This is a genomic window from Dechloromonas sp. A34 (genome assembly GCF_026261605.1).
Classification (GTDB): domain Bacteria; phylum Pseudomonadota; class Gammaproteobacteria; order Burkholderiales; family Rhodocyclaceae; genus Azonexus.
The window spans coordinates 404582-429601 of sequence record NZ_CP102486.1 but is presented as its reverse complement, the minus strand read 5'-3'; the positions used below and the strand labels follow the sequence as shown (position 1 = coordinate 429601).

26 protein-coding genes are annotated in these 25020 nt (G+C 62.7%); 8 read left to right on the top strand and 18 right to left on the bottom strand.

The annotated features are described in order from the left end of the window. Nucleotides 1-5: 5 nt before the first annotated feature. A complete protein-coding gene (locus NQE15_RS02085; RefSeq protein ID WP_265946073.1) occupies nucleotides 6-758 on the top strand; it encodes a hypothetical protein in 753 nt (250 codons plus the stop codon). Nucleotides 759-781: 23 nt separating this feature from the next. Here the strand turns inward: NQE15_RS02085 and NQE15_RS02080 are convergent, their stop codons facing one another. The 6 genes from NQE15_RS02080 to htpX form a co-directional block, all read right to left on the bottom strand. Continuing rightward, the gene (locus tag NQE15_RS02080) at nucleotides 782-1702 is read right to left on the bottom strand and encodes a GAF domain-containing protein (protein ID WP_265946070.1); all 921 of its coding nucleotides are present in this window, start codon (nucleotides 1700-1702) and stop codon (nucleotides 782-784) included. Between the two features lie 127 nt (nucleotides 1703-1829). After that, a complete protein-coding gene (locus NQE15_RS02075) occupies nucleotides 1830-2165 on the bottom strand; it encodes a P-II family nitrogen regulator (RefSeq protein ID WP_265946068.1) in 336 nt (111 codons plus the stop codon). After that, the gene (locus tag NQE15_RS02070; protein ID WP_265946066.1) at nucleotides 2162-5272 is read right to left on the bottom strand and encodes an efflux RND transporter permease subunit; all 3111 of its coding nucleotides are present in this window, start codon (nucleotides 5270-5272) and stop codon (nucleotides 2162-2164) included. The genes NQE15_RS02075 and NQE15_RS02070 overlap by 4 nt, the downstream gene beginning before the upstream one ends. Beyond that, nucleotides 5269-6408 carry an efflux RND transporter periplasmic adaptor subunit gene (locus tag NQE15_RS02065; protein ID WP_265946064.1) on the bottom strand — a complete coding sequence of 380 codons (1140 nt, stop codon included), beginning with the start codon at nucleotides 6406-6408 and terminating at the stop codon, nucleotides 5269-5271. Before NQE15_RS02065 ends, NQE15_RS02070 begins: the two co-directional genes overlap by 4 nt. Then, nucleotides 6405-7604, bottom strand: a complete 1200-nt coding sequence (locus NQE15_RS02060; protein ID WP_265946062.1) for a TolC family protein — start codon at nucleotides 7602-7604, stop codon at nucleotides 6405-6407. The genes NQE15_RS02065 and NQE15_RS02060 overlap by 4 nt, the downstream gene beginning before the upstream one ends. A 75-nt stretch (nucleotides 7605-7679) precedes the next feature. Further along, nucleotides 7680-8558: a protease HtpX gene (htpX, locus tag NQE15_RS02055; protein WP_265946060.1), complete on the bottom strand. Its 879-nt coding sequence runs from the start codon at nucleotides 8556-8558 to the stop codon at nucleotides 7680-7682. A gap of 106 nt (nucleotides 8559-8664) precedes the next feature. Between htpX and NQE15_RS02050 the strand changes: the two genes are divergently transcribed. From NQE15_RS02050 to lipA, 6 genes are read left to right on the top strand one after another with little or no spacing between them, the layout of a single operon-like run. Beyond that, nucleotides 8665-9573 (top strand): LysR family transcriptional regulator, encoded by a 909-nt coding sequence (locus NQE15_RS02050; protein WP_265946058.1) that lies wholly within the window; start codon nucleotides 8665-8667, stop codon nucleotides 9571-9573. Between the two features lie 35 nt (nucleotides 9574-9608). Beyond that, the gene (locus NQE15_RS02045; protein ID WP_265946057.1) at nucleotides 9609-10748 is read left to right on the top strand and encodes a D-alanyl-D-alanine carboxypeptidase family protein; all 1140 of its coding nucleotides are present in this window, start codon (nucleotides 9609-9611) and stop codon (nucleotides 10746-10748) included. Nucleotides 10749-10753: 5 nt separating this feature from the next. After that, a complete protein-coding gene (locus tag NQE15_RS02040; protein WP_265946056.1) occupies nucleotides 10754-11629 on the top strand; it encodes a D-amino acid aminotransferase in 876 nt (291 codons plus the stop codon). A 1-nt stretch (nucleotide 11630) separates the two neighbouring features. Then, the gene (locus NQE15_RS02035; RefSeq protein ID WP_265946055.1) at nucleotides 11631-11900 is read left to right on the top strand and encodes a YbeD family protein; all 270 of its coding nucleotides are present in this window, start codon (nucleotides 11631-11633) and stop codon (nucleotides 11898-11900) included. 2 nt (nucleotides 11901-11902) lie between these two features. Next, entirely contained in the window at nucleotides 11903-12514 is a 612-nt protein-coding gene (lipB, locus tag NQE15_RS02030) for a lipoyl(octanoyl) transferase LipB (protein ID WP_416336524.1), read from the top strand. After that, nucleotides 12507-13451 carry a lipoyl synthase gene (gene lipA / locus NQE15_RS02025; protein ID WP_265946053.1) on the top strand — a complete coding sequence of 315 codons (945 nt, stop codon included), beginning with the start codon at nucleotides 12507-12509 and terminating at the stop codon, nucleotides 13449-13451. Before lipB ends, lipA begins: the two co-directional genes overlap by 8 nt. Here lipA and NQE15_RS02020 read toward each other — a convergent pair. The 6 genes from NQE15_RS02020 to NQE15_RS01995 form a co-directional block, all read right to left on the bottom strand. After that, complete coding sequence (locus NQE15_RS02020) at nucleotides 13404-13997, bottom strand: YMGG-like glycine zipper-containing protein (RefSeq protein WP_265946052.1); 594 nt, start codon at nucleotides 13995-13997, stop codon at nucleotides 13404-13406. The two genes, lipA and NQE15_RS02020, sit on opposite strands and share 48 nt — an antisense overlap. 5 nt (nucleotides 13998-14002) lie before the next feature. Next, nucleotides 14003-14335: a hypothetical protein gene (locus NQE15_RS02015; RefSeq protein WP_265946051.1), complete on the bottom strand. Its 333-nt coding sequence runs from the start codon at nucleotides 14333-14335 to the stop codon at nucleotides 14003-14005. A 103-nt stretch (nucleotides 14336-14438) separates the two neighbouring features. Continuing rightward, nucleotides 14439-15734 (bottom strand): acetyl-CoA hydrolase/transferase family protein, encoded by a 1296-nt coding sequence (locus NQE15_RS02010; protein WP_265946050.1) that lies wholly within the window; start codon nucleotides 15732-15734, stop codon nucleotides 14439-14441. 105 nt (nucleotides 15735-15839) lie between these two features. Continuing rightward, the gene (locus NQE15_RS02005) at nucleotides 15840-16982 is read right to left on the bottom strand and encodes a THUMP domain-containing class I SAM-dependent RNA methyltransferase (RefSeq protein ID WP_265946049.1); all 1143 of its coding nucleotides are present in this window, start codon (nucleotides 16980-16982) and stop codon (nucleotides 15840-15842) included. 1 nt (nucleotide 16983) lies between these two features. After that, nucleotides 16984-17400: a CopD family protein gene (locus NQE15_RS02000; RefSeq protein ID WP_265946048.1), complete on the bottom strand. Its 417-nt coding sequence runs from the start codon at nucleotides 17398-17400 to the stop codon at nucleotides 16984-16986. Next, nucleotides 17388-18281: an NAD-dependent epimerase/dehydratase family protein gene (locus NQE15_RS01995; RefSeq protein WP_265946047.1), complete on the bottom strand. Its 894-nt coding sequence runs from the start codon at nucleotides 18279-18281 to the stop codon at nucleotides 17388-17390. The genes NQE15_RS02000 and NQE15_RS01995 overlap by 13 nt, the downstream gene beginning before the upstream one ends. Before the next feature lie 34 nt (nucleotides 18282-18315). Here NQE15_RS01995 and NQE15_RS01990 point away from each other — a divergent pair, with 34 nt between their 5' ends. Continuing rightward, complete coding sequence (locus NQE15_RS01990) at nucleotides 18316-19332, top strand: CDP-6-deoxy-delta-3,4-glucoseen reductase (protein WP_265946046.1); 1017 nt, start codon at nucleotides 18316-18318, stop codon at nucleotides 19330-19332. On the opposite strand, the gene NQE15_RS01985 is transcribed toward NQE15_RS01990, so the two are convergent. The 6 genes from NQE15_RS01985 to NQE15_RS01960 form a co-directional block, all read right to left on the bottom strand. Further along, the gene (locus tag NQE15_RS01985; protein WP_265946045.1) at nucleotides 19333-19953 is read right to left on the bottom strand and encodes a hypothetical protein; all 621 of its coding nucleotides are present in this window, start codon (nucleotides 19951-19953) and stop codon (nucleotides 19333-19335) included. It lies immediately after the preceding gene. Nucleotides 19954-20039: 86 nt separating this feature from the next. Beyond that, nucleotides 20040-20744 carry an ABC transporter ATP-binding protein gene (locus tag NQE15_RS01980; protein WP_265946044.1) on the bottom strand — a complete coding sequence of 235 codons (705 nt, stop codon included), beginning with the start codon at nucleotides 20742-20744 and terminating at the stop codon, nucleotides 20040-20042. Further along, complete coding sequence (locus NQE15_RS01975) at nucleotides 20737-21498, bottom strand: ABC transporter ATP-binding protein (protein WP_265946043.1); 762 nt, start codon at nucleotides 21496-21498, stop codon at nucleotides 20737-20739. Before NQE15_RS01975 ends, NQE15_RS01980 begins: the two co-directional genes overlap by 8 nt. After that, nucleotides 21498-22556 (bottom strand): ABC transporter permease subunit, encoded by a 1059-nt coding sequence (locus NQE15_RS01970; RefSeq protein WP_265946042.1) that lies wholly within the window; start codon nucleotides 22554-22556, stop codon nucleotides 21498-21500. The genes NQE15_RS01975 and NQE15_RS01970 overlap by 1 nt, the downstream gene beginning before the upstream one ends. Then, on the bottom strand, nucleotides 22553-23476 hold the full coding sequence (locus NQE15_RS01965; RefSeq protein ID WP_265946041.1) for a branched-chain amino acid ABC transporter permease: 924 nt from the start codon (nucleotides 23474-23476) through the stop codon (nucleotides 22553-22555). The genes NQE15_RS01970 and NQE15_RS01965 overlap by 4 nt, the downstream gene beginning before the upstream one ends. A 69-nt stretch (nucleotides 23477-23545) precedes the next feature. Next, complete coding sequence (locus NQE15_RS01960) at nucleotides 23546-24907, bottom strand: branched-chain amino acid ABC transporter substrate-binding protein (RefSeq protein WP_265946040.1); 1362 nt, start codon at nucleotides 24905-24907, stop codon at nucleotides 23546-23548. Nucleotides 24908-25020: the final 113 nt, after the last annotated feature.

The window sequence follows — 25020 nt, the reverse complement described above, 5'->3', positions numbered from 1 at the left end:
CAAGCATGGCCGACATCCCCGAGGACGATCTCGAGGAAACTCGTGCGGCGCTCGCCCCGACCCTCGAGGCGACTGCCGCCATCCTGCCCTGGCTGGCCAAGCCCCGACGGCCCCGTTTCGACAGTGCGCTCAATCAGCGCTGGATGGACGCCGGGCAACGGCTGGCCACGGCTTGGTCGAATCGCCATAGCCAGGGCATCGATTACGTACGTCCGGCCATTTTCGCTCTCTATGGCGTGGCCTTGGAGGCCGCCGACGGCGGTTGCCTGCGCCTCGGCGAAGCTTTGGCGAGCGCCGCCGACCACCTGGAACAGCACGAGATGCCGCCGCGCCTGATCGCCGCGCTGAGCGCCAGCATCGAATGCCTGGTCGAGCCGGGCGGCCTTGAACACGAGGCCTTTGCCAGCCGCGTGGACCATTTCGCCCAGCGCCTGGAAGCGGCCCTGGCGCCACATCCGGGTACCAGCGAACGGTCGCCGGTGCTCGATCACTTGTTCGCCGACGAAGCCCGTGAGCACATCGAACATATGCGCGATGCCCTGCTCGTGCTGCCGCCGGACGCCTATGCCTTGAAATCCGAAGCCGCCCAGATCGCGCAGCAGGCAGAGCATCTCGAACTTTATGGAATCATGGATCAGGCCCGCCAACTGGCCGGCATCGTCAATGCAGCTCTCGATCTAGACAATCCGGAAATGCGCCATGGCATCGAAGAACGCCTGAACAACCTGGCCGCAGCCATTGCCGTGGTCGACGCCTAGTACCATAAAATCAACTGCTGGCACTAGAGCGGGCGAAAGATCTCCAGCGCCAGACGCTGGCCATCGCTCAGATCGGCCACCTCGGTGGTGATTTCGACCGTCCGCAGCGTACCGTCACTGCGCTGAATTTCGCTGACCAGATCGGAATGCCGCTGCCCGTCGACCACCTGGCGAAAATTCCGGACGACCTCGCTCCCGATGGATTCCGGATAGAGCTGGGATTGGCGTTTGCCAACCAGATCGCGCCGGGTGCAGCCAAACAGGCTTTCGGCCTGACGATTGGCATCGAGCACCACGCCGCTGTCGCCATCGGTCAGCAACAAGGCATCGCGCGAGGCATCGAACACGGCTTTCAGGCGTTCATTCGCCTTCAAGGCAAGGCGCCGTGCCTCTTCCGCCTCGTACTCGACCAGCGCCAGGGTCACCAGATTGGCCACGGCGTGCGCGAAGAGACGATGCGAAGTCGTCCACGGCTGGCGGGATCCGACCTGCTCAAGGCAGAGCACGCCCTGCAGCTCGCCACGAATGTGGATGGGGGTATCGAGCATGGCGGTAATCTTGTGCTGCGGCAGATAGTCGACCGCAAACTCGAAGGTCGACGGATGCAGATAGCCGTCGTCGGCCGCTATACAGTTCTCGCTACGCAAGGCCCGAAAATATGCGGGATAACGATTGGCGCCGATCTCGCCGCCACAGCTGTGCTGCCCCGTCGTCAGTTCGTAGAGCTCCAGGCAGCGCAACTCGCTTTGATCGTCGGTCAAGGCCCAGATGCTGACCCGCTCGACCCCCGCCATCCGGGCCGCCGACTCGGTGAGGATGCTCAGCGTCATGTCGAGCGACGCCTCCTTGAAATAGGCTCCGCGCGACAGGCTGGCCACCCCCTCCTGGAGTTCGACCGGCGACATCAGCGTAATGCCGGCAGCGGGATTGAGCACAGATTCCATGAACCCTCGACAAATCGCTGTACCAGATGACACAGCTTATAAGTATCGATTCTAGGAAAAATGACAAATTCCCGCCGTGAAATCCCTCACGCTTTACTTAAGTAATAGAAGAACTCCATTCCCTCGCTCAATCCGGACCTGGCGTGCTTTTGAAAATAAAAGCGGCTTTCTCCAGTTCGGTCATCCAGACCAGGCCGTCACCGTAATGGCCAGTCTTTGCCACCTCGGTAATCCGCTGAAAAATGGCCTCGGCGACATCGTCCGGGGCGACGATCTCGACTCGCACCTTGGCCGTGTAATCGGTCAGCTCGTCCTTGATGGTGTGCCGCGCAACATGGCGGGTTGGGGCGCTGCAACCGTCGACCTTGGTCACCGTCATGCCGGGAAACCCGGGCAGGGAGACCAGCGCGTCGCGCAATGCCGAGAGCTTGTTGGGGCGAATGACTGCCTTGATCTCTTTCATGCTTCCACTTTCTCCTCGTCAAACCAGCGATAAATGGTCGGCAAGACCAGCAGCGTCAGCAGGGTGCAGGTGATCAGGCCGCCGATCACGACGATCGCCAGCGGGCGCTGCACTTCCGAGCCCGGCCCATCCGAGAACAGAAAGGGGATCAAGCCGAGCATGGCGACGGTTGCCGTCATCATCACCGGCCGGAAACGCAGGGTTGCCCCTTCGATCACGGCCTCCTGTACGGTGCGCCCGTCTTCGCGCAAGCCACGAATATAGGATACCAGCACGACCCCATTCAACACGGCGATCCCCCACAGCGCGATAAAGCCCACCGAAGCCGGCACCGAAAGATATTCCCCGGAAATGAAGAGCCCGATGATGCCGCCGATCGATGCAAAGGGCAGCACGGTAATGATCAGCGTCGCATAGCGCAGCGAATTGAAAAGCAGGAAAAGCAGGAAGAAGATCGCCGCGATCGTGATCGGGATGATCACCGTCAAGTGCCCCAAGGCCCGCTCCATGTTTTGGAACTGACCGCCCCACTCCAGGTAATAGCCCTCCGGCAACTTGATCTGCGCCTCGACTTTCTGCTGCAACTCGGCCACGAAGCTGCCGAGGTCCCGATCCTTGACGTTGACCCCGATCACGATACGGCGCTTGCCGAGTTCGCGCGAGATCTGCGCCGGACCATCCATGATGCGAATTTTCGCGACATCGGTCAGGCGTACCTGGGCACCGTTCGGCGAGGTGATCAGCACATTGGAGATCGCCTCGACATTATTGCGAAAAGCCTCGGGCAGTCGGACGACGCCAGGGAAGCGACGCTCGCCCTCGAAAATCTCGGTCGCCACCTTGCCGCCGATGGCAGTTTCCAGCACATCGTTGATATCCGAGACATTGAGGCCGAGGCGGGCGATGGATTGCCGGTCGATCTCGAGCGACAGGTATTGCTGCCCGCTGATCCGCTCGATGCGCAAATCCTGCGCGCCTTCCAGGGCCTGCGCGACCTTGCCGACCTGACCGGCGATCTTCTTCAACTGATCGAGATCATCGCCAAAGACCTTGACCGCGATATCCGAACGCACGCCGGTCACCATCTCGTCGACCCGGTCGGAAATCGGCTGCGCCATCACCACCTGGACGCCGGGCAAGGCCTTCAGCTTCTCGCGCATGGCATCCTGGATATCGTCCTGGCTCCAGCCGGACGGCCATTCGCTGCGCGGCTTCAGGCTGACGATCGGGGTCGACTCGTTCGATCCCTGCGGGTCGGCCGGCGATTCGCCACGACCGACCCCGGAAACGGCCGACTTGACGCCCGGCACCTGCATGACCAGGCGCATGGCCTCCATTTCCATCTTGATCGACTCGTCGAGGGAGATGTTCGGCACCCGGTTGATACCGGGCACGACGGAGCCCTCCTTCATCTCCGGAATGAAGGCGGTACCGAGAAAAGGCAGCGTGCCGACGGTCAGCAGAAAGACCCCGACGGCCGCGATCACGGTTTTCTTCTCGTTGCCCAGCGCCCAGTGCAGCATCTTCAGATAGCGCTGCTTCATCGCGGCGATCAGGCGCGTGTCGTGGTCCCCATCGTGGGCCGGCGGCTTCAGCAGGTAGGTGGACATCACCGGCGTCAGGGTCAGCGAGAGAACCAGCGAAATGGCCAGCGCGATGGCGATCGTGTAGGCGAGCGGTGCGAACATCTTGCCTTCCATGCCCTGCAAGGTCATCAGCGGCAGGAAGACGAGGATGATGATACCGACGCCGAAAATCACCGGCGTCGCAACCTCGACCACGGCGTGCAGGATGATCCGCAACTGGCTCTCGCCGGACTTGGTATGGCGCCCGAGTTGCAGAAAGGCGTTTTCGACGACCACCACCGAACCGTCGACCATCAGGCCGATGGCGATGGCCAGGCCACCCAGCGACATCAGGTTGGCGGAAATGCCCAGCTTGTTCATGGCAACGAAGGTCAGAAGGGGCGTCAGGACCAGCGTCGCGACCACGATCAGCGAGGAGCGGACATCGCCGAGGAACAGGAAAAGGACGACGATGACCAGCACGACACCTTCCAGCAAGACCTTGGTGACCGTCCACAAGGCGGCATCAACCAGTTCCGACCGGTCGTAATAGGCGACGATTTTCAGGCCGTCGGGCAGCATGCCCTTGGCGTTGATTTCATCGACCCGCGCCTTGATCCTGCTGACCACCGCCTTGGCGTTGCCGCCGGTCATCATCATCACGACGCCACCGACCGCCTCGGTCGTACCGTTCTTGATCACCGCCCCCTGGCGCACTTCATGGCCGATCTTCACTTCAGCGACGTCGCGCACGTAAACCGGTACGCCGTCCTTTTCCTTGAGCACGATGGCGCGCAAGTCGTCGAGATCCTTGACTAGGCCGACGCCGCGAATCAGGTATTGCTCTGCATACTGCGGCAGAACGCCGCCGCCGGCATTGGCGTTATTGCGGCCGACCGCCTGATAGACATCGGCAATACTGACCCCGAAATGGCGCAGGCGGTCCGGATTGACCAGGACCTGGTACTGCTTGGCAAAGCCGCCCTGCGAATTGATTTCGGCCACCCCGGGAATCGAGCGCAACAGTGGCCGTACCACCCAGTCCTGGGCCGTCCGCCGCTGCATCAGTTCATCCTCGGTCAGCGCCCGATCGCCATCATCCGGGCGCTCCAGGGTGTATTGATAAACCTCGCCCAAACCGCTCGAAACCGGCCCGAGCACCGGCGTAATGCCCTGCGGCATGCGCGAGCCGACTTCGAGCAGACGCTCCATCACCAGTTGCCGGGCGAAATAGAGATCGGTCTTGTCGTTGAAAACCAGCGTGATCAGGGAGAGGCCCGGCTTGTTCAGCGAGCGCATTTCCTCCAGCCCGGGTAGGCCGGTCATCGCCACTTCGAGCGGCACGGTGGCGAAGCGCTCGACCTCTTCCGGCGAACGACCCGGCGCTTCGGTGGCAATCTGGACCTGGATATTGGTGACATCCGGGAAAGCGTCGACCGACAGCTTGCGCGCCGCATCCAACCCGAAAAAGAGCAGGACGGTGGCAATCACCGCGACAATCAGGCGCTGCTTGAGCGCCGCACGAACCAGTGACTCGATCACGCGCCCTCCATTTCCTTGCGGTTACGCTCGTTGTTCAAATGAAAGGCGCCGTCGACGACCAGTTTTTCCTTGCCCTTGAGCCCGGACAGCACGACACGCTGGCCACCCTGCTCGACACCGAGCTTGACCTTGAGCAAACGGAAGACCCCCTCCCCCTCGGCGACAAAGACATGGTCTTCATCGTTTTCGCGAACCACGGCTCCAGCCGGTACAACCAGTCGTTCGACCGGCTTCGCCTCGATCAACATCGAAGCCAGCATGGCGGGTTTCAGGCGGCCATCGCGATTATCGAGTTCGGTGCGGACGAGGACGGTCCGCGTTTCCGGGTTGATCGTCTGACCAACGTAGATCAGCTTGCCGACCAATTTTTCATTACCCAGCGCCGGCACTTCGATACTGACCGATTGCCCGGCCTTGACCTGGCTGACCTGTTGCTCCGGGACCTGAGCCACTGCCCACAGTCGCGACAGGTCGGCGACGACGAACAGGGCATCGGCCGGCTGCACGACTTGGCCCTGGGCCAGCTTGCGCTCTACGACCACGCCACTGAGTGTCGCGACGACCGGGGTCACCGAATCGACAGCGCCATGTCGGCCCAGACGATCGATCGCGGTCGGGCTGACACCCAGCAATTGCAGCTGGTCGGCCGCGGCCCGCGTCTCGGCAACCGAGATCTGGTATTCGCTTTCGCGGCGCTGCAATTCGGCGGCGCCGATCACGTCAGCATCGAACAGCGCCTTGGCCCGCTCGGCGTTGCGCCGGTTCAGCTCCAGTTGCGCCCGCGCCTTGAGGTAGACCAGCTGCTGGCTGGACAGCTCGCTGCTGTTCAGACGGGCCAGCACTTCGCCCTTTTGCACTTCCTTGCCGAGCAGGGCGTCGATCTGGGTGACGCGGCCGGTAACGGTCGCCCCGATACGGGCCAGACGCTGCTCGTCGAAATCGATATGGCCGGCGACACGCAAGGTCTCACCAATCGGCTGGCTGCTGACTTCGGCCAGCTTGAGTTGGGCCAGCAACTCGGGGGCCGGGGTCACCAGGGCCGGATCGGCGACTTGCGGGGCCGCGGCTTTGCTATCGTCCTTGTTGCACCCGGCCAGCAGGGCTGCGGCCAGAATCATGATCAGAGTTTTTTTCATTCTTTTGTTCCACCGGGGGTCGCCCGTAGTCTTTCGATATCCACCCAGGCCGTGGCCAGTTCATAGCGGGCGGCAATCAGTTCCGCACGTGCCGCCCGATACACGCGCTGGGCATCGAGCACGTCGAGGAAGCCGCGCTCGCCGAAGCGATAGGCGGCCTCCGCCACTTTCAGCGCCGACTCCGCCTGCTTGACGATGCCCGATTCGAGCGCGGTCACCATGGCCTCGGCAATTTCGTACTGTTGGTAGGCGACTTCCAGGGTCTGGCCGAGCGAGAACTCCTGGGCGGCCAGTTCATTGCGGGCCCGTGCCAGCTGCGCTGCCGCTTCACCAACCGGGCCGCGCCGGCGATCCCAGAGCGGAATCGAAACGACGACGCCGAGCTTCGAGGCACGAACATCCGGATCCTCATCAATGCTTGCCTTGAGCGCTACACTCGGCCAGCGCTGCGCCCTTTCGAGATCGAGCTGGCGTTGAGCCCGCACCGTTTCGGCGCGGGCGCGCACCAAGTCCGGGCTCATTTGACCCACTTGCTGGCTTAGACTGGCCAGCGGCGGCACCTCCGGCACCTGGCCGAGACGGCCGGTCAGTGCGAATTCGGCGGGTAACGCATTACCGACCGCCTGACGCAGTTGGGAGCGCGCTTGTTCGACGCGAAAACCCGCCGCCTGCGCCGTTTTCTGGGCGTTGAGCAACTCCGCATCGGCCTTGATCAGTTCGAAACGGGCAGCGTCACCGGTTTCGACCCGCAATGCGATACGTGAGCGCACACTCTCGACCAAGGCAACGTCTTCACGAGCGTTCTTCACCTCCGCCTCACGGCGCAGCACCTCGAAATAGCGGCTGCGCAGGCGGGCCAGGAGGTCGGCCTCGAAAGCGCGAACGGTTGCCGTCGTCGCCTCCAGCCCGGCCTCGGCACTACCGATCCGGGCAGTCCGCCGCCACGGCATGTCGAGCGGCTGGGTCAGCGCCAGGCTGCGCGCATCGCCGGTCGCGGCACCGGGATTGCGCCCGCGCGCCGTACCGCTCAAATACTCCAATTCGGGATTGGGAAAGGCAGCCGCGCTATCGAGCGCATGGCGCGCCGCCGTGATCTGGTCGCGTGCCGCCAGCACCGAGCGGCTGGACGCCATGGCCAGCGTTTCCAGCCCGGCCAGGTCGTAGGTCGGTTCAGCAAACGCCAGCGTGGCGCTCAAGCCGCAAGCCAGCGTGATAATTTTTGTGCAATGCATCATAAGTTGTCGTTCAGCAAACCCCATGCCACGCGTCGCTCATCGCGCCTGGTCAAGCGCGGCAATCCGCTCTTCGAGCGGCGGGTGGGTCGAGAACAAGGCCATCCAGCCCTGGCCGCCGGCAATGCCGGAGGCCGCCATGCTTTGCGGCAGCGGCTCGGTATGCAGGCTGCCCAGACGACGCAGCGCGTTCTGCATCGGCAACGGCGAACGCATCAGTTGGGCGGCGCCGGCATCGGCGCGGAACTCGCGACGGCGAGAGAACCAAGCAACGATGATGCTAGCCAGGATGCCGAAGACAATTTCGCAGATGAAGCTGGTCACCATGTAGCCAATGCCCGGGCCACTGCTTTCCTGATCGTTGCGGCGCAGGAAGGAATCGACCAGGTAGCCGACGACCCGCGACAGGAAGATCACGAAAGTATTGACCACACCCTGGATCAGGGTCAGGGTCACCATGTCGCCGTTGGCGATGTGAGCAACCTCGTGCGCCAGCACGGCCTCGGCTTCCTCGCGCGTCATGCTTTGCAGCAGGCCGGTGGACACCGCGACCAGCGAGCTGTTCTTGCTCGCCCCGGTAGCGAAGGCGTTCGGCTCGCCGTCGTAGATCGCCACTTCCGGCATCGGCAACTGGGCGCGCTCGGCCAGACGGGCGACGGTATCGAGTAGCCAGACTTCGGTCGAACTGCTCGGCGATTCGATGACACGCGCCCCGGTGCTCCACTTGGCCATGGTCTTCGACATCAGCAGCGAAATGAAGGAGCCGCCGAAGCCGATCACCGCCGAGAAGGCGAGCAGCATGCCAAGGTTGAGACCGTTGGCGGTAAGGAATTTATTGACGCCGAGCAGGCTGGTGACCACACTGAGGACCAGCATGACGGCCAGGTTGGTAGCAAGGAAGAGTAAAACGCGTTTCATGGCGAACTCCATTGAATGAAGAAAACGGGCGTCATGGTATTGCATTGCACAAACCCGAAAAACCGTAGGAAAATTGAATAATCATTCGGTTTTTTCTGCTGAACAAATGACACCACTCAATTACAAGCATCTCCACTACTTCTGGGTTGTCGCCCAGGAAGGCAGCATTACGCGCGCCGCCGAACGCCTTGGCGTTGCCGTGCAGACAATCAGCGGCCAACTCTCCGTCCTTGAACGCCAGCTCGGCAAGGCCTTGTTCAACAGCCAGGGGCGGGGGCTGGTCTTGAGCGAAGCCGGGCGGGTGGCGCTCGGTTACGCCGACCAGATCTTCCAGTTGGGAGACGCTCTGGTCGATGCCGTACAGAGCAGCGATAGCGAATCGACCCTGCGGCTGCGTGCCGGCATCTCCGACGGCATTCCCAAGCTGCTCGCCTATCGTCTGCTCTCGAAAGTCACCGAGATGCCAGCCGATGTCCGGCTGATTTGCGACGAGGGTGAGTTCGAAACCCTGCTCGCCGACCTTGCGTTACACCACCTCGATGTCGTGCTGACCGACCGTGCAGCACCGGTCGGCGGCAACCTGAAGGTATTCAGCTCGCGGCTGGGCGATTTCGCCACCGGCCTGTTCGCCGCGCCACAACTGGTCGCCCGCTACAGCAAGGAATTTCCGAAAAGCCTGGATGGCGCCCCGCTACTGCTCCCGACCCGGCACAACGCGCTACGCAACCGGATCGACCGCTGGCTGGAAAGTACCGGTGTTCGCCCGAAAATCGTCGGCGAATTCGAGGACAGTGCCTTGCTCAACACCTTCGGCCGTGGGGGGCTTGGCATTTTTCCCGCCCCGCTGGCCCTGGCCGACCAGATCGCCAGCCAGCTCAATGCCCAGCCCCTGGGCCCGATGAGCGGCGTCAGCGAACAGATCTACGCCATCTCCAACGAACGGCGCATTCGCCACCCGGCCATCGAGGTCCTTTGCGCCACGGAGCCCCAGGGTGCCAGCGAGCCGGGGGTATAATTTCACCCCCCAACGCATTCCAAAGCAAAAATTCCATGTCGCTGTTTCGCCTGATTTTCCTCTTTGCCGTGAGCCACTTTTTCGCCGCTCAGGCCCTTGCCCAGCAGTTGCCCGTTCCCCCGTCACTGGCCGCCAAATCGTGGCTGCTGCTCGAAATCGGCTCCGGCCAGGTGCTCAGCGCCGAAAAGCCGGACGAGCGCCTGGAACCGGCCTCGCTGACCAAGCTGATGACCGCCTACCTGACCTTCTCGGCCATCCGCCAGAAGACCATCGCCCTCAACCAGTCCCTGCCCGTCTCGCAAAAAGCCTGGAAGACCGGCGGCTCCAAGATGTTCGTCCGGGTCGACACCCAGGTTCCGGTCGAAGACCTGATCAAGGGCATGATCGTCCAGTCCGGCAATGACGCCTGCGTCACGCTGGCCGAGGGCATCGCCGGCAGCGAGGAAAACTTCGCGCAGATGATGAACCGCGAAGCCCAACGCCTGGGTATGAAAAACAGCCACTTCATGAACTCCACCGGCCTGCCCGACCAGCAGCACTACACCACGGCACGTGACCTCTCGATCCTGGCCAGTGCGCTGATCCGCGACTTCCCCGAGGACTACAAGAAGTACTACTCGATGAAGGAATTCCGCTACAACAACATCACCCAGCCCAACCGCAACCGCCTGCTCTGGATCGACCCCACGGTCGATGGCGTGAAGACCGGCCACACCGAGGCCGCCGGCTATTGCCTGATCTCCTCGGCCATGCGCGACAAACGCCGCCTGCTCTCGGTGGTGCTCGGCACCAGTTCGGATTCCGCCCGCGCCACCGAATCGCTGAAGCTGCTCAACTGGGGCTTCCTGTCCTACGATGCCGTCTCGCTGTATACCAAGGAGCAGGCCGTTTCGACCTTGCGCGTCTGGAAGGGCGCGCAGAGCCAAGTCAAGGCCGGCTTCAACGCTGACCTGATCATTGCCGTGCCGAAAGGCTACGCTGACAAGATCCAGGCCCAGTTCATCGCGCAGCAACCGTTGATGGCGCCGGTTCAGGCCGGCCAGAAAGTCGGCATTGTGAAAGTCAGCATCGACGGCAAGGTTTACAGCGAATATCCGGTTGCCGCTCTTGAAAATGTGCCGCTCGCCGGCATCTTCGGACGTACCGTCGATTCCGTGAAACTCTGGTTCAACTGAGACTGATGACCCCATTCGTCGCCGATCCCGTTTATCTGAACGGCCAGTTCCTGCCGCTGGCCGAGGCCGGCATTTCGCCGCTCGACCGGGGTTTTCTCTATGGCGACGGGGTCTATGAAGTCATTCCGGTCTATTCCCGGCAGCCGTTCCGGATCGAGGAACATCTGCGGCGACTGGAGGCGACCCTGGCCGGCATCCGCCTGGCCAACCCGCTCTCCCTTGGCGACTGGAAAGCCGTCGTCGAGAAACTGATCGCGGCAGCACCCTGGGAAGATCAGTCGATCTACCTGCAAGTCACGCGCGGCGCCGACGACAAGCGCGACCACGCCTTCCCGCCGGCCTCGGTCACCCCGACCAGCCTCGCCTTCGCCTCGCCATTGGTGACCACGCCGGCCGACGTCCGGGCCCGGGGCGTCGCCGCCATCACCGTCGCCGACCAGCGTTGGGCGCGCTGCGACCTCAAGGTCATCTCGCTGCTGGCCAATGTCCTGGCTCGCCAGCAAGCGGTGGAAGAAGGCTGCGCCGAAGCCTTGCTGATCCGTGACAGCTTTCTGAAAGAAGGGGCTGCCTCGAACATCTTCGTCGTCAAGGACGGCGTCGTGCTGGCCCCGCCCAAGACCCAGCAGATGCTGCCCGGCATCACGTACGACGTGATTCTCGAACTGGCCGAGCAGCATGGCCAGGCGCTGGTGGTTCGCGAAATCAGCGAAGGGGAACTTCGCGCCGCCGACGAGGTCTGGATGACCTCATCGACCAAGGAAATCCTGGCCATCACCACCCTCGACGGCGCCCTCGTCGGCACCGGCCAGCCCGGACCGGTCGGCGAGCGGATGTGGCAGTGGTACCAGGACTTCAAGAACACCGTAATGCGCAAAGGCTGAGATGGCTTCGTACAAGGACACGCTCCTCGAATTTCCCTGCGAATTTCCCCTGAAGATCATGGGCAAGGCGGAGGACACGCTCGCCCAGGTGGTGCTCGAGATCGTCACCCTGCACGCGCCCGATTTCGACGGTGCCACCATGGAGATGCGCGCCAGTTCGGGCGGCAACTACGTCAGCCTGACGTGCACGGTCATCGCCCGCTCCAAGCCACAACTCGATGCGCTATATACGGACCTCAGTGGTCACCCGCTGATCAAAGTAGTGCTGTGAATCTGCTGGTCAAACGGCTCGGTCAAGTCGACTATGCGCCGACCTTCCAGGCCATGCAGGACTTCACGGCCAGGCGGACGGCCGATACGCCGGACGAACTGTGGATCGTCGAACATCCGCCGGTCTATACGCTCGGCCAGGCCGGCAAGCCGGAACACATTCTCAAGGATGTCGGCATCCCCATCGTCAAGATCGACCGTGGCGGCCAGGTCACCTACCATGGTCCGGGCCAGGTCGTGATCTACCTGCTACTCAACCTGCCGCGCCTGAAGATCAAGGTGCGGGAACTGGTCACCGCCATCGAGCAGGCGGTCATCGATCTGCTGGCCGAATACGCCGTCATCGCCGAGCGCCGCGACGGAGCTCCCGGCGTTTATGTCGGCGATGCCAAGGTGGCCGCGCTCGGACTGCGTATCCGCAACGGTTGCAGCTACCACGGCGTTTCGCTCAATGTCGATATGGATCTTTCCCCATTTACGGCGATCAACCCCTGCGGCTATGCTGGCCTGAAAGTCGTGCAGACCGCCGATCTCAACATTCCGCTCACCGCTCACGAGGCCGGCGAGCGACTCTCTCATTACTTGCTACAGCAACTGGATAAACAACATGGCTGAAAAAGGCGTCAAACAAAAAGGCGAACTGAAAACCGCACGCATCCCCATCAAGATCGTGCCGGTCGACCAGCCCCTGAAAAAACCGGACTGGATTCGCGTCAAGGCCGGCAATAGCGCCGGGCGCTTCGGCGAAATCAAGTCCATGCTGCGCGAGCGCAAGCTGCACACCGTCTGCGAGGAAGCCACCTGCCCCAACATCGGCGAATGCTTCGGCCGCGGCACGGCAACCTTCATGATCCTCGGCGACATCTGCACCCGGCGCTGCCCGTTCTGCGACGTCGGCCACGGCCAGCCCCTGCCGCCGAACCCGGACGAGCCACGCGAACTAGCCGAATCGGTCGCCGCCCTGAAACTCAAGTATGTCGTGATCACCAGCGTCGACCGCGACGACCTTCGCGACGGCGGCGCCCAACACTTCGTGGACGTCATCCGCTATACCCGCGAACTGTCGCCGAGCACCACCATCGAAACCCTGGTTCCCGATTTCCGCGGCCGCATGGAAGTGGCCCTGGAAGTCCTCGGCGGCGCCCTGCCCGACGTCCTGAACCACAACATGGAAACCGTGCCCCGCCTCTACAAGCAGGCGCGCCCCGGCGCCGACTACAAGCACTCGCTGGAATTCCTCAAGCAGTTCAAGGCGCGCTACCCGAAGACTTCCACCAAGTCCGGCCTGATGGTCGGCCTCGGCGAAACCGACGAGGAAATCCTCGACGTCATGCGCGACCTGCGCGCCCACGACGTCGAAATGCTGACCATCGGCCAGTACCTGGCGCCGACCGGCCATCACCTGCCGGTGTCGCGCTACGTCCATCCCGACATCTTCAAGATGTACGAAGAAGAAGCCAAGAAAATGGGCTTCACTGGCGCCGCCTGCGCACCGATGGTGCGTTCAAGCTACTGGGCGGATCAGCAGGCGCACAGCGCCGGCGTCGCCTGATCTCGGCCCGCCCTTACCGCGTCGGGGGCGGTGGGGGTGGAGCGCCCGGGGCGGCGGCGGAATGCCGGCATCGGTTGCCCTTACCGGTTTCGAATAGGTCATGTTGCCAGGTACCGGAACGCGGTGCCCGCGGGCATACATGCACTGGATGTAGGCGTTGTCGTACTGGTTCTGGGTGCCTATTCCTGAACTCCGGGCGGTATCGGAGCCCACAGCGCTACCGAGCAGCAATCCAGCGCCGGCACCTACCGCCGCACCTTCCCGGCCGCCGCCGATCGCAGCACCGGCTACGGCACCGACTGCGGTGCCGACCACGGCGCTGGTCACCGCTGACTGCTTCGCTGCCTGATCGGCGCTCTTGCCGCCGACCTGATAGTAGGCATATTGCCGGCACGTCGCGTCGTCATCGCGAAAACGTTCGAAGGTCTGGCCCGTACCGGGCAGGACCATGACACTGGGGCCGGTCGGCATCACCGTGCAGGCGCCGAGCAGGAGCCCGCCGGAAATGGCGCAGGCCCGCAGCCTGAATGATTTGCTGAGATTCACTTTGATCACCTCGCCGGCTCCGGCATGACCTTCTGCCAGCCATCTGGACATTCCTTGACATACGGGTAGTAGCCCTTGGCACTCTTGCAGTAGTACCAGTATTGCTGCCCCGAGGCGGGGGCCGCGGCCGCATCGGACTGCTCGATATAGACCGGCGGTGGTGCCTGTGGCACGACCACGACCCGAGGCTCATAGTAATAGGGCGGCGGATAGTACCAAGGGCTCCACATCGGGCCGAAGTAGACGCCGACCCGCGCCCGACCGCCATGCGCCAAGGCGCCACCGGTCCCGACGATCATCATAACCAGCAGCGCCACCAGGATTTTTTGCGCTCTCATTGCTACACCCGATCTTCCAGATAATCGCTTTCAAGATAGCGAATTATCGGCAGACCGGGCGAACTAAATTGCTACATTTTGTAAGCGCTGGGCCGTGCTGAAATCAGAGCAGCCTCATCTTCTTGGCCGCATCGCGCAGTTCACCGCGGAAGTCCGGATGGGCAATGCCGATCAGGGCCTCACAGCGCTGCTTGGCCGTCTTGCCACGCAGTTGAGCAACGCCGAACTCGGTGACGACGTAGTTGATGTCGTTCTTGCTGGTCGACACGTGGGTACCGGCCGACAGCGTCGGAACGATGCGCGAGATGGTGTCGTTCTTGGCGGTGGATGGCAGCACGATGAAGGACTTGCCGCCATTCGAGCGATTCGCGGCCCGCACGAAGTCGGCCTGGCCGCCGGTGCCGGAATACGGCGCGAAACCTAGGCTTTCCGAGCCGCACTGGCCCATGAAATCGATCTGCATGGTGGCATTGATGGCATGCAGGTTGTCGTTCTGGCCAGCCAGATAGGGGTCGTTGGTGAAATCGACCGGATGCATTTCGAGCGCCGGATTGCGGTGCATGAACTGGTAGAGCTTCTTCGAGCCGAGCGCGAAGGTGGCCAGCATCTTGCCGTGGTGGTAGTTCTTCTTGCGGTTGGTGATGACGCCGGCTTCGACCAGGGTCATGATGCCGTCGCCGACCATTTCGGTATGGATGCCGAGATCGTGCTTGTCGGTCAGCTGCATCACCACGGCGTCCGGGATGCCGCCATAGCCGATCTGTAGCGTGGCGCCGTGCGGAATCATGTCGGCGACGTACTTGCCGATCGCTTCCTGCACCGGGCCGATCTTGGGCAGGCCGACTTCAAGGATCGGATCTTCGCTCTCGGTCAGCGCGGCAACCTGGGAAACGTGGATATGGCAGTCGCCATTGGCGAAGGGAACGTTGGGATTGACCTCGAGGACCACGACGCGCGCCTTTTCGATGGCCGCCATCGTATAGTCGGCGGCCAAGGACAACGAAAAGTACCCGTGCTCGTCCATCGGCGAGGCGATCGAGAAGACGACATCGGCCGGCGTCAGATCGCGGTTGATCAGCCCCGGCAGTTCGGAGAAATAGGCCGGAATGAAATCGATCCAGCCTTCCTGGCCGCCGGCCCGTGAAGCACCGCTGAAAAAGTAGGCGGTGTGCCGGACGTGCTCGGCGGTTTCGGGATCGAAATAAGCATACTTGCGCACCGGCAGAATCTGCGACACCTTGACGTCACGAAAATCGCGGCGCGCTTCGGAGAGCGCGGTCAGCAAGGCGGGCGGTTCGCCCACCGCGGTCGGCACGACGATGGTGTCGCCGTTCTTGACGACGCGAATGGCATCGGCGGCAGACATGCGCTTTTGCTGGTAAAGAGCCTGGACGGACATTCTTGCTATCTCCTCATTGTTTTATATAAAGGGCAAATGCTCGCACGATGGTCAGCCCACGTGGCTGACCAAAATCAAGATTGTATTCAAATTACATCGCCGCCATCAGGCTTTGCGATTGCTGCCCGCCACCATGCGGATTTCGAACAGCCGGCACTCCAGCGGTCCGTTGAACAGCGGCGTCTTGCGGCTGGGCTTGAGGCCGACCAGCTTGGGCAGGCGCAGGTCGGCCGTGAAGAAGAAGCAGTTCCAGCCTGCCCAGTGCTTTTTCAGGGCCGAACCGAGTTGCGGATAGAGGGCTGCCAGTTCATCCTGCTCGCCGATCCGTTCGCCGTAGGGCGGGTTGGTGACCAGGATGCCCTGCTCGGTCAGCGGTTCGAGTTCCAGGATATCGGCATGATCGACCGTGACGATGCCGCCAAAACCAGCTTCCTGCAGATTGCGCCGGGTCGCCCGCACCGCCTTGTCGTCGATGTCGTAACCGCGGATCGCCAGCGGCTCGGCTGGCTTGACGCGTGCTTCGGCGGCCTGCCGGATGGCGGCCCAGTTCAGTGCCTCGAAGTTGCCTAGCATCTCGAAGGCGAAGCCGCGATCCAGACCGGGCGCCCGGTCGAGCGCCATCTGCACGGCTTCGAGCAGGAAGGTGCCACTACCGCACATCGGGTCGACCAGCGACATTCCGGGTTGCCAGCCAGTCATTGTCAGGATGCCGGCGGCCAGGTTTTCCTTCAGTGGCGCCTCGACGCTGGCCTTGCGGAAACCTCGCTGCCACAGCGGCTGGCCGGAAGTATCGAGATACAGGGTGCACTCGTTTTCGCTGAGGAAGACATGAATGCTGACGTCCGGGTTGCGCGTCTCGATATTCGGCCTTTCGCCGCGATCCTCGCGGAAGCGGTCGCAGACGGCGTCCTTGACGCGCAAGGTGACGAAGTCGAGCGACTTGAGCGGACACTTGATCGCCGTCGTCACGACGCGCATCGTCCGGCTCACCGCGAAATGATTGGGCCAGAGCTGGCGGACGGCCAGCCGGTAAATGTCCTCTTCCTTGGCGTACGGCCCCTTGACGATGTGCCAGAGGATACGGGTCGCGAGGCGCGACTCGAGATTGGCGCGGTAGCAGACACTCCAGTCGCCGGAGAAAAAAACGCCGCCGTGGGTCGGGCGCAGCTCTTCGGCGCCGACACCCCGCAGTTCATCAGCCAGCAATTCTTCCAGCCCGCGCGGGCAGATCGCGAAATATTTGTTCATGTCAGAAAGGTTTCAGGACGACGAGAAAGACCACGGCGAACAGCACGAGGACCGGCATTTCATTGTAAAAACGGAACCAGACGTGGCTGCGCTTGTTGGTACCGGCCAGGAAAGCCTTGAGCACGCGGCTGCAATGCCAGTGGTAGATCACCAGCAGCAGCACCAGCGCCGTCTTGGCATGCAGCCAACCGCCGGCGAACCCGAAACCGAGCCACAACCAGAGGCCGGTCGCCACCGCCAATACACCGAGTGGCGTCATGAATTTGAACAGCTTGTTGGCCATCAACAGCAGGCGGTCGCGTTCCGCCGCGCTATCGGCCGGGACCATCGCCAGGTTGACGAAGATCCGCGGCAGATAGAACAAGCCGGCGAACCAGGCGACCACCAGCGAAATGTGTAAGGCTTTCACGACAAGCATGCGTTTCTCCTAGAGCGAACGGCCTCGGCGATCCCGGCGTCGACCGTCGGGTATGCGAGACGCAATTTAAGTTCTTTTTTGATCCGGTCGTTGCCGATCCGGCGCGATTCGCGCATGAAGGACATCTGTACCGGCGGCAGTGTCCTTTCGGCCTCCCCGCGCGAGATGCGTGGCGGGCGCGGCAGCGCGAAGGCATCGGCGACCCGGTCGAAATAATCGGCCATGCGCAGATCGGAATCATCGACGACATTGTAGACGCGGTTCGCCTGCCCCCGAGCCAGCGCGGCAATGCAGGCCGCCGCCAGATCATCGGCATGGATGTGATTAGTGTAGCCGTCATCCGCTTCAAGCAGTGCCGGCAGGCCTTTCTGCAGGCGTTCGATGGGCAGACGGTCGGCAGCATAGATGCCGGGGGCACGCAGGATGGCAACGCTGACCGCATTGCGTTTGCCCCAGTCACGCAGACAGCGCTCGGCATCAACGCGACGAAGCGCGCGCGGACTTTCCGGATGCAGGCGCCGGGTCTCGTCGATCTGGGCACCGCCACAATCCCCATAAACCCCCGTCGTGCTTACGTAGACCAGGTGCCGTGGTAGACTTTTGCTCTTGCCCAGAGCGGCCAGCAGGTTGCGGGTACGCCTGTCGCGCCGGCCCTCGCCGGGCGGTGGCGCCAGATGCAGGACGAGATCGGCCAGGCCGCTCAAGCACTGCAGGCTGGCGCGATCGTCGAGATCACCGAGCAGCGGTATGGCACCGGCAGCCCGCCACGCGGCGGCACGGCCGGCGTCGCGCAACAAGGCGTAAACGCGATAGCGGCGGGCAAGATGGGAGAGAGTGCGGCGGGCCACGTCCCCGCTGCCGACAATCAGGATTTTTTGCACGCCGGCATTGTAGCCGACGGACCAAGGGGAACACATGAGCTACCAGATCACTGTCCAGCCGAGCGGCCGCGAGTTTGCGGCGGAGGCCGATGAAACCCTGCTCGACGCCGCGCTACGGCAAGGGCTGACCCTGCCCTACGGCTGCAAGGACGGCGCCTGCGGCGTCTGCAAGGGCAAAGTGCTGGAAGGCAGCGTCGATTACGGCACGGCGCAATTGCATGCCCTGAAGGAAGAGGAAAAAGCCGCCGGCCTGGCGCTCTATTGCTGCGCCAAGGCGAAGTCCGATCTGGTCATCGAATGCAAGCAGCTCGGCTCGGTCAGCGACATTCCGGTCAAGATGCTGCCCTCGCGCATCGAGAAAATGGAGAAGCTGGCTCCCGACATCATCGAGATGCATCTCCGCCTGCCGGCCAACGAGCGCCTGCAGTTCTGGGCCGGCCAGTACATCGACATTCTGCTCAAGGACGGCAAGCGCCGCAGTTTCTCGCTGGCCAACGGCCCGGAAAACGACGACCTGCTGCAACTCCACATCCGCCACGTGCCGGGCGGTCTATTCACCGAGCAAGTGTTTACCACGATGAAGGTCCGCGACATCCTGCGTTTCGAGGGTCCGCACGGCAGCTTCTACCTGCGCGAGGACTCGAAGAAACCGATGATCCTGCTCGCCGGCGGCACCGGCTTCGCGCCGATCAAGGCCATCGTCGAGCATGCCATCGCCGAAAAGTGCGAGCGTCCGATCCATATCTACTGGGGCGCCAAGGCGCGGGTCGATCTCTACCAGAACGCCCTGCCCGAACAATGGGCCGCCGCCCACGGCAACATCCAGTACGTGCCGGTGCTCTCCGAACCGGCGGCCGACGATGCCTGGAGCGGCCGCACCGGCTTCGTGCATCTCGCCGTGCTCGCCGATTTCCCCGACCTTTCCGGCTACCAGGTCTATGCCTGCGGTTCGCCGACGATGATCGACGTCGCCAAGAGCGACTTCGTCTCCCGTTGCCGGTTGCCGGAAGAAGAGTTCTTCGCCGACCCCTTTACCTTCTCGACCAACTGATCAGCGTTGCCAGGCGCAGCCCTGCAGCGCCTGATCATCGGCCGTGACACTGGCCGTCCAGCCAAACACGGCAGCGCCGGTGCTGTCCTTGCAGACAAGGTTTTCGAGGCGGACGGACAAATGGTCCGCGGCGAAAACGACGGCCTTGCCGTCCTGTTTGGCAGCCAGATAAGGGGCGCTCAGATCGGCCTGGCCGTGACGTTTGAGCACGATGCGCTCGCCGCCGGCGGCCAGTATCCAGCCTGGCTCGTTGCCGGCCGCACGCCAGGCCTCGTCGCTGGTTCCCGGCAATTGGCAACGGCCCTCGACCTGCGCCAGATTCAGGGCCGAGGCTTTCAGCGCGCCGCCTTCGACGACGGCCATCAATTCGACATAGAGCTTTTTGCCGGTAGCCAGCCCGATGCTGTTCAGCGCCTGGGTAACGGTATGACCGGGCGAGACGTCTTCCATGATCGAGTAGCTGCGGTCGCGACAGGGAGAAAAAATCACCCGGCCATCGTGTTGCAACAGCATGCCGTAAGCAAATTTCGGCGTACTAACAGCAGGGTTGGCCTCTTCGGCGTGCAGTCCGCTGGCGAGCAAGGCAATGGCTAGCGCGGAAAGTGAATGGCGAATCTTCATGGCGCGGCGTTCCTCTGTCTGGACGAGGCGCCCATTGTGCCCCGCCCGTCTGGGCAAACGTTTGATCCAGCCGAAAATACCGCCAACTATTCGCCGAGATAGGCGGCGCGCACCTTGGGGTCGTTGAGCAGGCTGGCCGATTCACCGGTCAGCGTGATTTCGCCGCTTTCCATGACATAGCCGCGCTGGCTGGACTCCAGTGCCAGCTTGGCGTTCTGCTCGATGAGCAGCGTCGTCATCCCTTCGGCGGCAACGATCCGGATGACCTCGAAAATCTTCTGGACCATGATCGGCGCCAGGCCCATTGAGGGCTCGTCGAGGAGCAGCATCTTCGGCCGACTCATCAGGGCGCGGCCGATGGCCAGCATCTGCTGCTCGCCACCGGACAGGGTGCCGGCCAGCTGGGCGGCGCGCTCCTTGAGGCGCGGGAAATAGCCGTAGATTTTCTCCAGATCGACCGCGATCTCGGCCTTGTCGTGACGCCGGAAAGCGCCCATCGCCATGTTTTCGGCGACGGAGAGCCGCGGGAAGACGCCCCGCCCTTCCGGCACCAGCGCGATCCCCTTGCGAATGATGTGGTGCGGCGCAATGCCGCTGATTTTTTCACCGCCGAAATGGACGTCGCCGCCGGCGGCATCGATGACCCGGGCGATCGCCTTCAAGGTGCTGGTCTTGCCGGCGCCGTTGGCGCCGATCAGGGCGACCATCTCGCCTTCGGTGACGTGAAAGGTAATGCTGCGCACGGCCTGGATGCCGCCGTAGGCGACGCGGAGTCCGGTAACTTCAAGCACCTAGGTAAGCCTCGATAACACGTTGATCTTTCTGCACCACGGCCGGCACGTCCTCGATGATCAGGGCACCATAGTCGAGCACCGCGACGCGGTCGCAGAGGTCCATAACCAGTTTGACGTCGTGCTCAATGAGCAGGATGGTCGTCCCGTCGCGGCGGATACCGTCGATCAGTTCGCGCAATTCGGCGGTCTCGGTGCCGTTCATGCCGGCGGCCGGTTCGTCCAGGCAGAGCAGCTTGGGCTCGGTGGCCAGGGCGCGGGCGATTTCCAGCCGGCGCTGGTCGCCGTAGGACAGGTTCTTGGCCAGGTCGTCGGCCCGTTCCTCGATGCGGACGTAGTGCAGCAGGTCCATCGCCCGCTGGCGGATCGCCGCTTCTTCGGCTTTCGTCGCCGCCGTCTGCAGCATGGCACCGAGCACACCGGCCCTGGTCCGCACGTGGCGACCGACCATGACATTCTCCACGGCCGTCATGTTGGCGAACAGGCGAATATTCTGGAAGGTACGGGCAATGCCGCGCTCGGCCGCCTGATGCGGCGCGTCGGCGACCAGCGGTGCGCCGTCGAAGACGAAGCCGCCGCCATCAGGAATGTAGAGCCCGGTCATGCAGTTGAAGAAGGTCGTCTTGCCGGCGCCGTTCGGCCCGATCAGGCCGTAGATTTCCCCGTGCCGAATGCTCAGCGAGACATCGCGCAGCGCCTTGACGCCGCCGAAATGCTTGGCGACGGCGCGGGCTTCGAGCAATGTTTCAGCCATCACGCATCCCCCTGCAGTTCGCGCTTGCGTTCGGGTGACGGCCACAGTCCGGCCGGCTTGAAGCGCATGACCAGCACCAGGGCGAGGCCAAAAATCAGCATGCGCAGGCTTTCCGGATCGACCAGCAGCTTGCCGAAGAGCGCCATCTGAATCGGCCCGACGCCGTAGCGCAAGGCTTCGGGCAGGATGCTGAGCAGCACTGCGCCGAGAATCACACCGGGAATGTGGCCCATGCCACCGAGGACGACCATGGCCAAGATCATGATCGATTCGATCAGCGAGAAACTTTCCGGCGAAACGAAACCCTGCATGGCCGAAAAGATACCGCCGGCGACGCCGCCGAAACTGGCGCCCATCGCGAAGGCCAGCAGCTTGATGTTGCGGGTGTTGATGCCAACAGCCTTGGCGGCGATCTCGTCCTCGCGGATGGCCTGCCAGGCGCGGCCGATCCGCGAATGCTGCAGGCGCAGGTTGATGACGATGACGAGGATGGCGAGCAGTACCAGCAGGTAGTAATACTTCTGCGGACCACTCAGTGAAATGCCGAGCACCTGCGTCGTCCCGGAAAACTTGAGGCCGCCGATCGCCACCGGATCAATCAGCGTAATGCCCTGGGCGCCGTTGGTGACATTGATCGGCGCGTTCAGGTTATTCAGGAAGATGCGGATGATCTCGCCGAAGCCCAGGGTGACGATGGCCAGGTAGTCGCCGCGCAGTTTCAGGGTCGGCGAGCCGAGCAGCACCCCGAAGAAGCAGGCGACCATCGCGCCGATCGGCAGAATGACCCAGAACGGCCAGTGCAGGCCGAAATGCGGACTGGCCAGCAAGGCATAGACATAGGCGCCCACGGCATAGAAGGCGATATAGCCAAGGTCGAGCAGGCCGGCAAAGCCGACCACGATGTTCAACCCGAGGGCCAGGAAGACATAGAGGATGGCGAAATTCAGGATGCGCACCCAGGCCTGACCGCCCATCGCGGCGACGAACGGCAGGGCGATCAGGGCGGCGCCAATCAGGACGACGCCAAGCGCGGAACGCGGAGTCAGCCACTTGTTCATGCCCGGTCTCCGGTCTTTTCGCCGAACAGGCCGGATGGCTTGAACATCAGCACGCCGATCAGCACGATGAAGGCGAAGATGTCCTGGTAATGGCTACCGAGGAAGCCACCGGTCAGATCGCCGATGTAGCCAGCGCCCAGTGCCTCGATCAGGCCGAGCAGGATGCCGCCGGCCATCGCTCCGCCGAGGTTGCCGATGCCGCCGAGTACGGCCGCCGTAAAGGCCTTGAGGCCTAGCATGAAGCCCATCTGGTAATGGGCGATTTCGTAGTAGGAACCGACCATCACCCCGGCCACCGCGCCGAGCGCAGAGCCGATGACGAAGGCAGCGGCAATGACGCGGTTGATATTGACCCCCATCAGGCTGGCCACCGCCGGATTCTGCGCCGTGGCGCGCATCGCCATGCCGAGCCGGGTGCGATAGATGAGCAGCAGCAGGCCGCCCATGGTCAGGGCCGAAACGACGACAATGATGACCTGCACCATGGTGAAATTGGCGCCGGCAAATTCGAAGTGGGCTTTCGGCAGCAAGGGCGGAAAAGTCATGTAATTGCGCCCCCAGATCATCATCGCCAGGTTTTGCAGCACGATCGACATGCCGATCGCCGTGATCAGCGGCGTCAGGCGTGGCGCATTGCGCAACGGCCGATAGGCGATACGCTCCAGCCCCCAGCCTAGCGCCATGCAGACCAGCACCGAGACGCTGATCCCGGCCAGGCCGGCCAGCGCCACCGGCATCCCAGCCTTGATCAGGCTGCCTGCCACCGTGATGGTGACCAGCGTGCCGATCATCACCACTTCGCCATGCGCGAAGTTGATCAGGCCCATGATGCCGTACACCATCGTGTAGCCAAGCGCGACGAGGGCATAGATGCTGCCCTGAACGAGGCCATTGATGATCTGCTGAAGAAAAATATCCATTAAGCGTAAGTCGACCGCAATATGTGGAAACGGCGCCTTGCGGCGCCGTTCTCGTCACGTTGAAACGTTTTACTTCTTCTCGACTGCTGCCTTGGTCGCCTCAGCCGCGCTCTTGACAGCGTCGGCCCCGGCCTTGACGGCCTCGGCTCCGGCCGTGGTCGCCGCACCGGCAACCGCCTTGGCGGCATCCTTGACCTCGGCCACGGCTTCCTTGACGTCCGACTGGACTGCGGCAACCGTACCACCACCCAGGGTTTCGACGTACTCCAGCTTGCCGCCCTTGTACTGATAGACGGAAATCGCACCGCCCTTGAGGTCACCGAACTGGTCGAACTCGATCATCGAGGTCACACCATCGTAATGGGTCTTGCCGACTTCCGGCAGGTATTTGGCGGCCTCGACCGAGTTGGCGCGCTTCATCGAGTCGGCCATCACCATCACGGCATCGTAGACATACGGAGCGTAAAGCTGGATTTCGGCGCCGAACTTCTTGGTGAACTTGTCCTTGAACTCCGGACCCTTGGCCAGCTTCTCGAGCGGCATGCCGGGCAGGGAGCAGTATTGGCCCTCGGTAGCTTCGCCGCCCAGCTTCATGAATTCCGGCGTACAGACACCGTCGCCACCGAGGAACTTGGCCTTGATGCCGAGTTCCTTCATCTGCTTGGCCATCGGGCCGCCCTGGGCATCCATGCCACCGAAGAAGACGAGATCGGCCTTCTTGGACTTGATCTTGGTCAGGATGGCCTTGAAGTCGGTCGCCTTGTCGTTGGTGAATTCGTCGGCAACCACCTTCAGACCGGCCGCGGTGGCCGACTTCTTGAATTCCTCGGCCAGACCCTGGCCGTAGGCGGTGCGGTCATCGACCACGGCGACGGTCTTGACCCCCTGCTTGGCGGCAAACTCGCCCAGCGCCTTGCCCTGCTGGACGTCGTTGGCCATCACGCGGAAGGCGGTGGCGAAGCCCTGCTGGGTGTATTTCGGATTGGTCGCCGAACCGGAAATCTGCGGGATGCCAGCGTCGGCATAGAGCTTGGAGGCCGGGATCGTGGTACCGGAATTCAGGTGACCGATCACGCCATTGACCTTGGCATCGACCAGCTTCTGGGCGACGATCGAGCCCTGTTTCGGATCGGCCTGATCATCCTCGCCGAGCAGTTCGAACTTGACCTTGGCGCCACCGATTTCCAGGCCCTGAGCGTTCAGTTCCTCGATTGCCAGCCGGGCGCCGTTTTCGTTGTCCTTGCCAAGGTGGGCCTGCGGGCCGGTCATCGGTGCGACATGACCCAGCTTGACCACCACTTCCGGCTTGGCGGCCGGCGCAGCAGGTGCGGCCGGAGCAGCGACAGGCTTCGGCTCTTCCTTCTGACCACAGGCGGAAAATGCAAAAGCGGCGACTACGGAGAGGGCAACTACGGAAAGCTTGGCTTGCATCGGTGTTTCTCCTGATCTCTGGTGGTTGATTAATGGCCGCCGATTGTGCGGAGGGGCGGAATACATGTCAATAACAAGCTGCTATGATGAAAAACGCGACCGTTCGGAAAGTG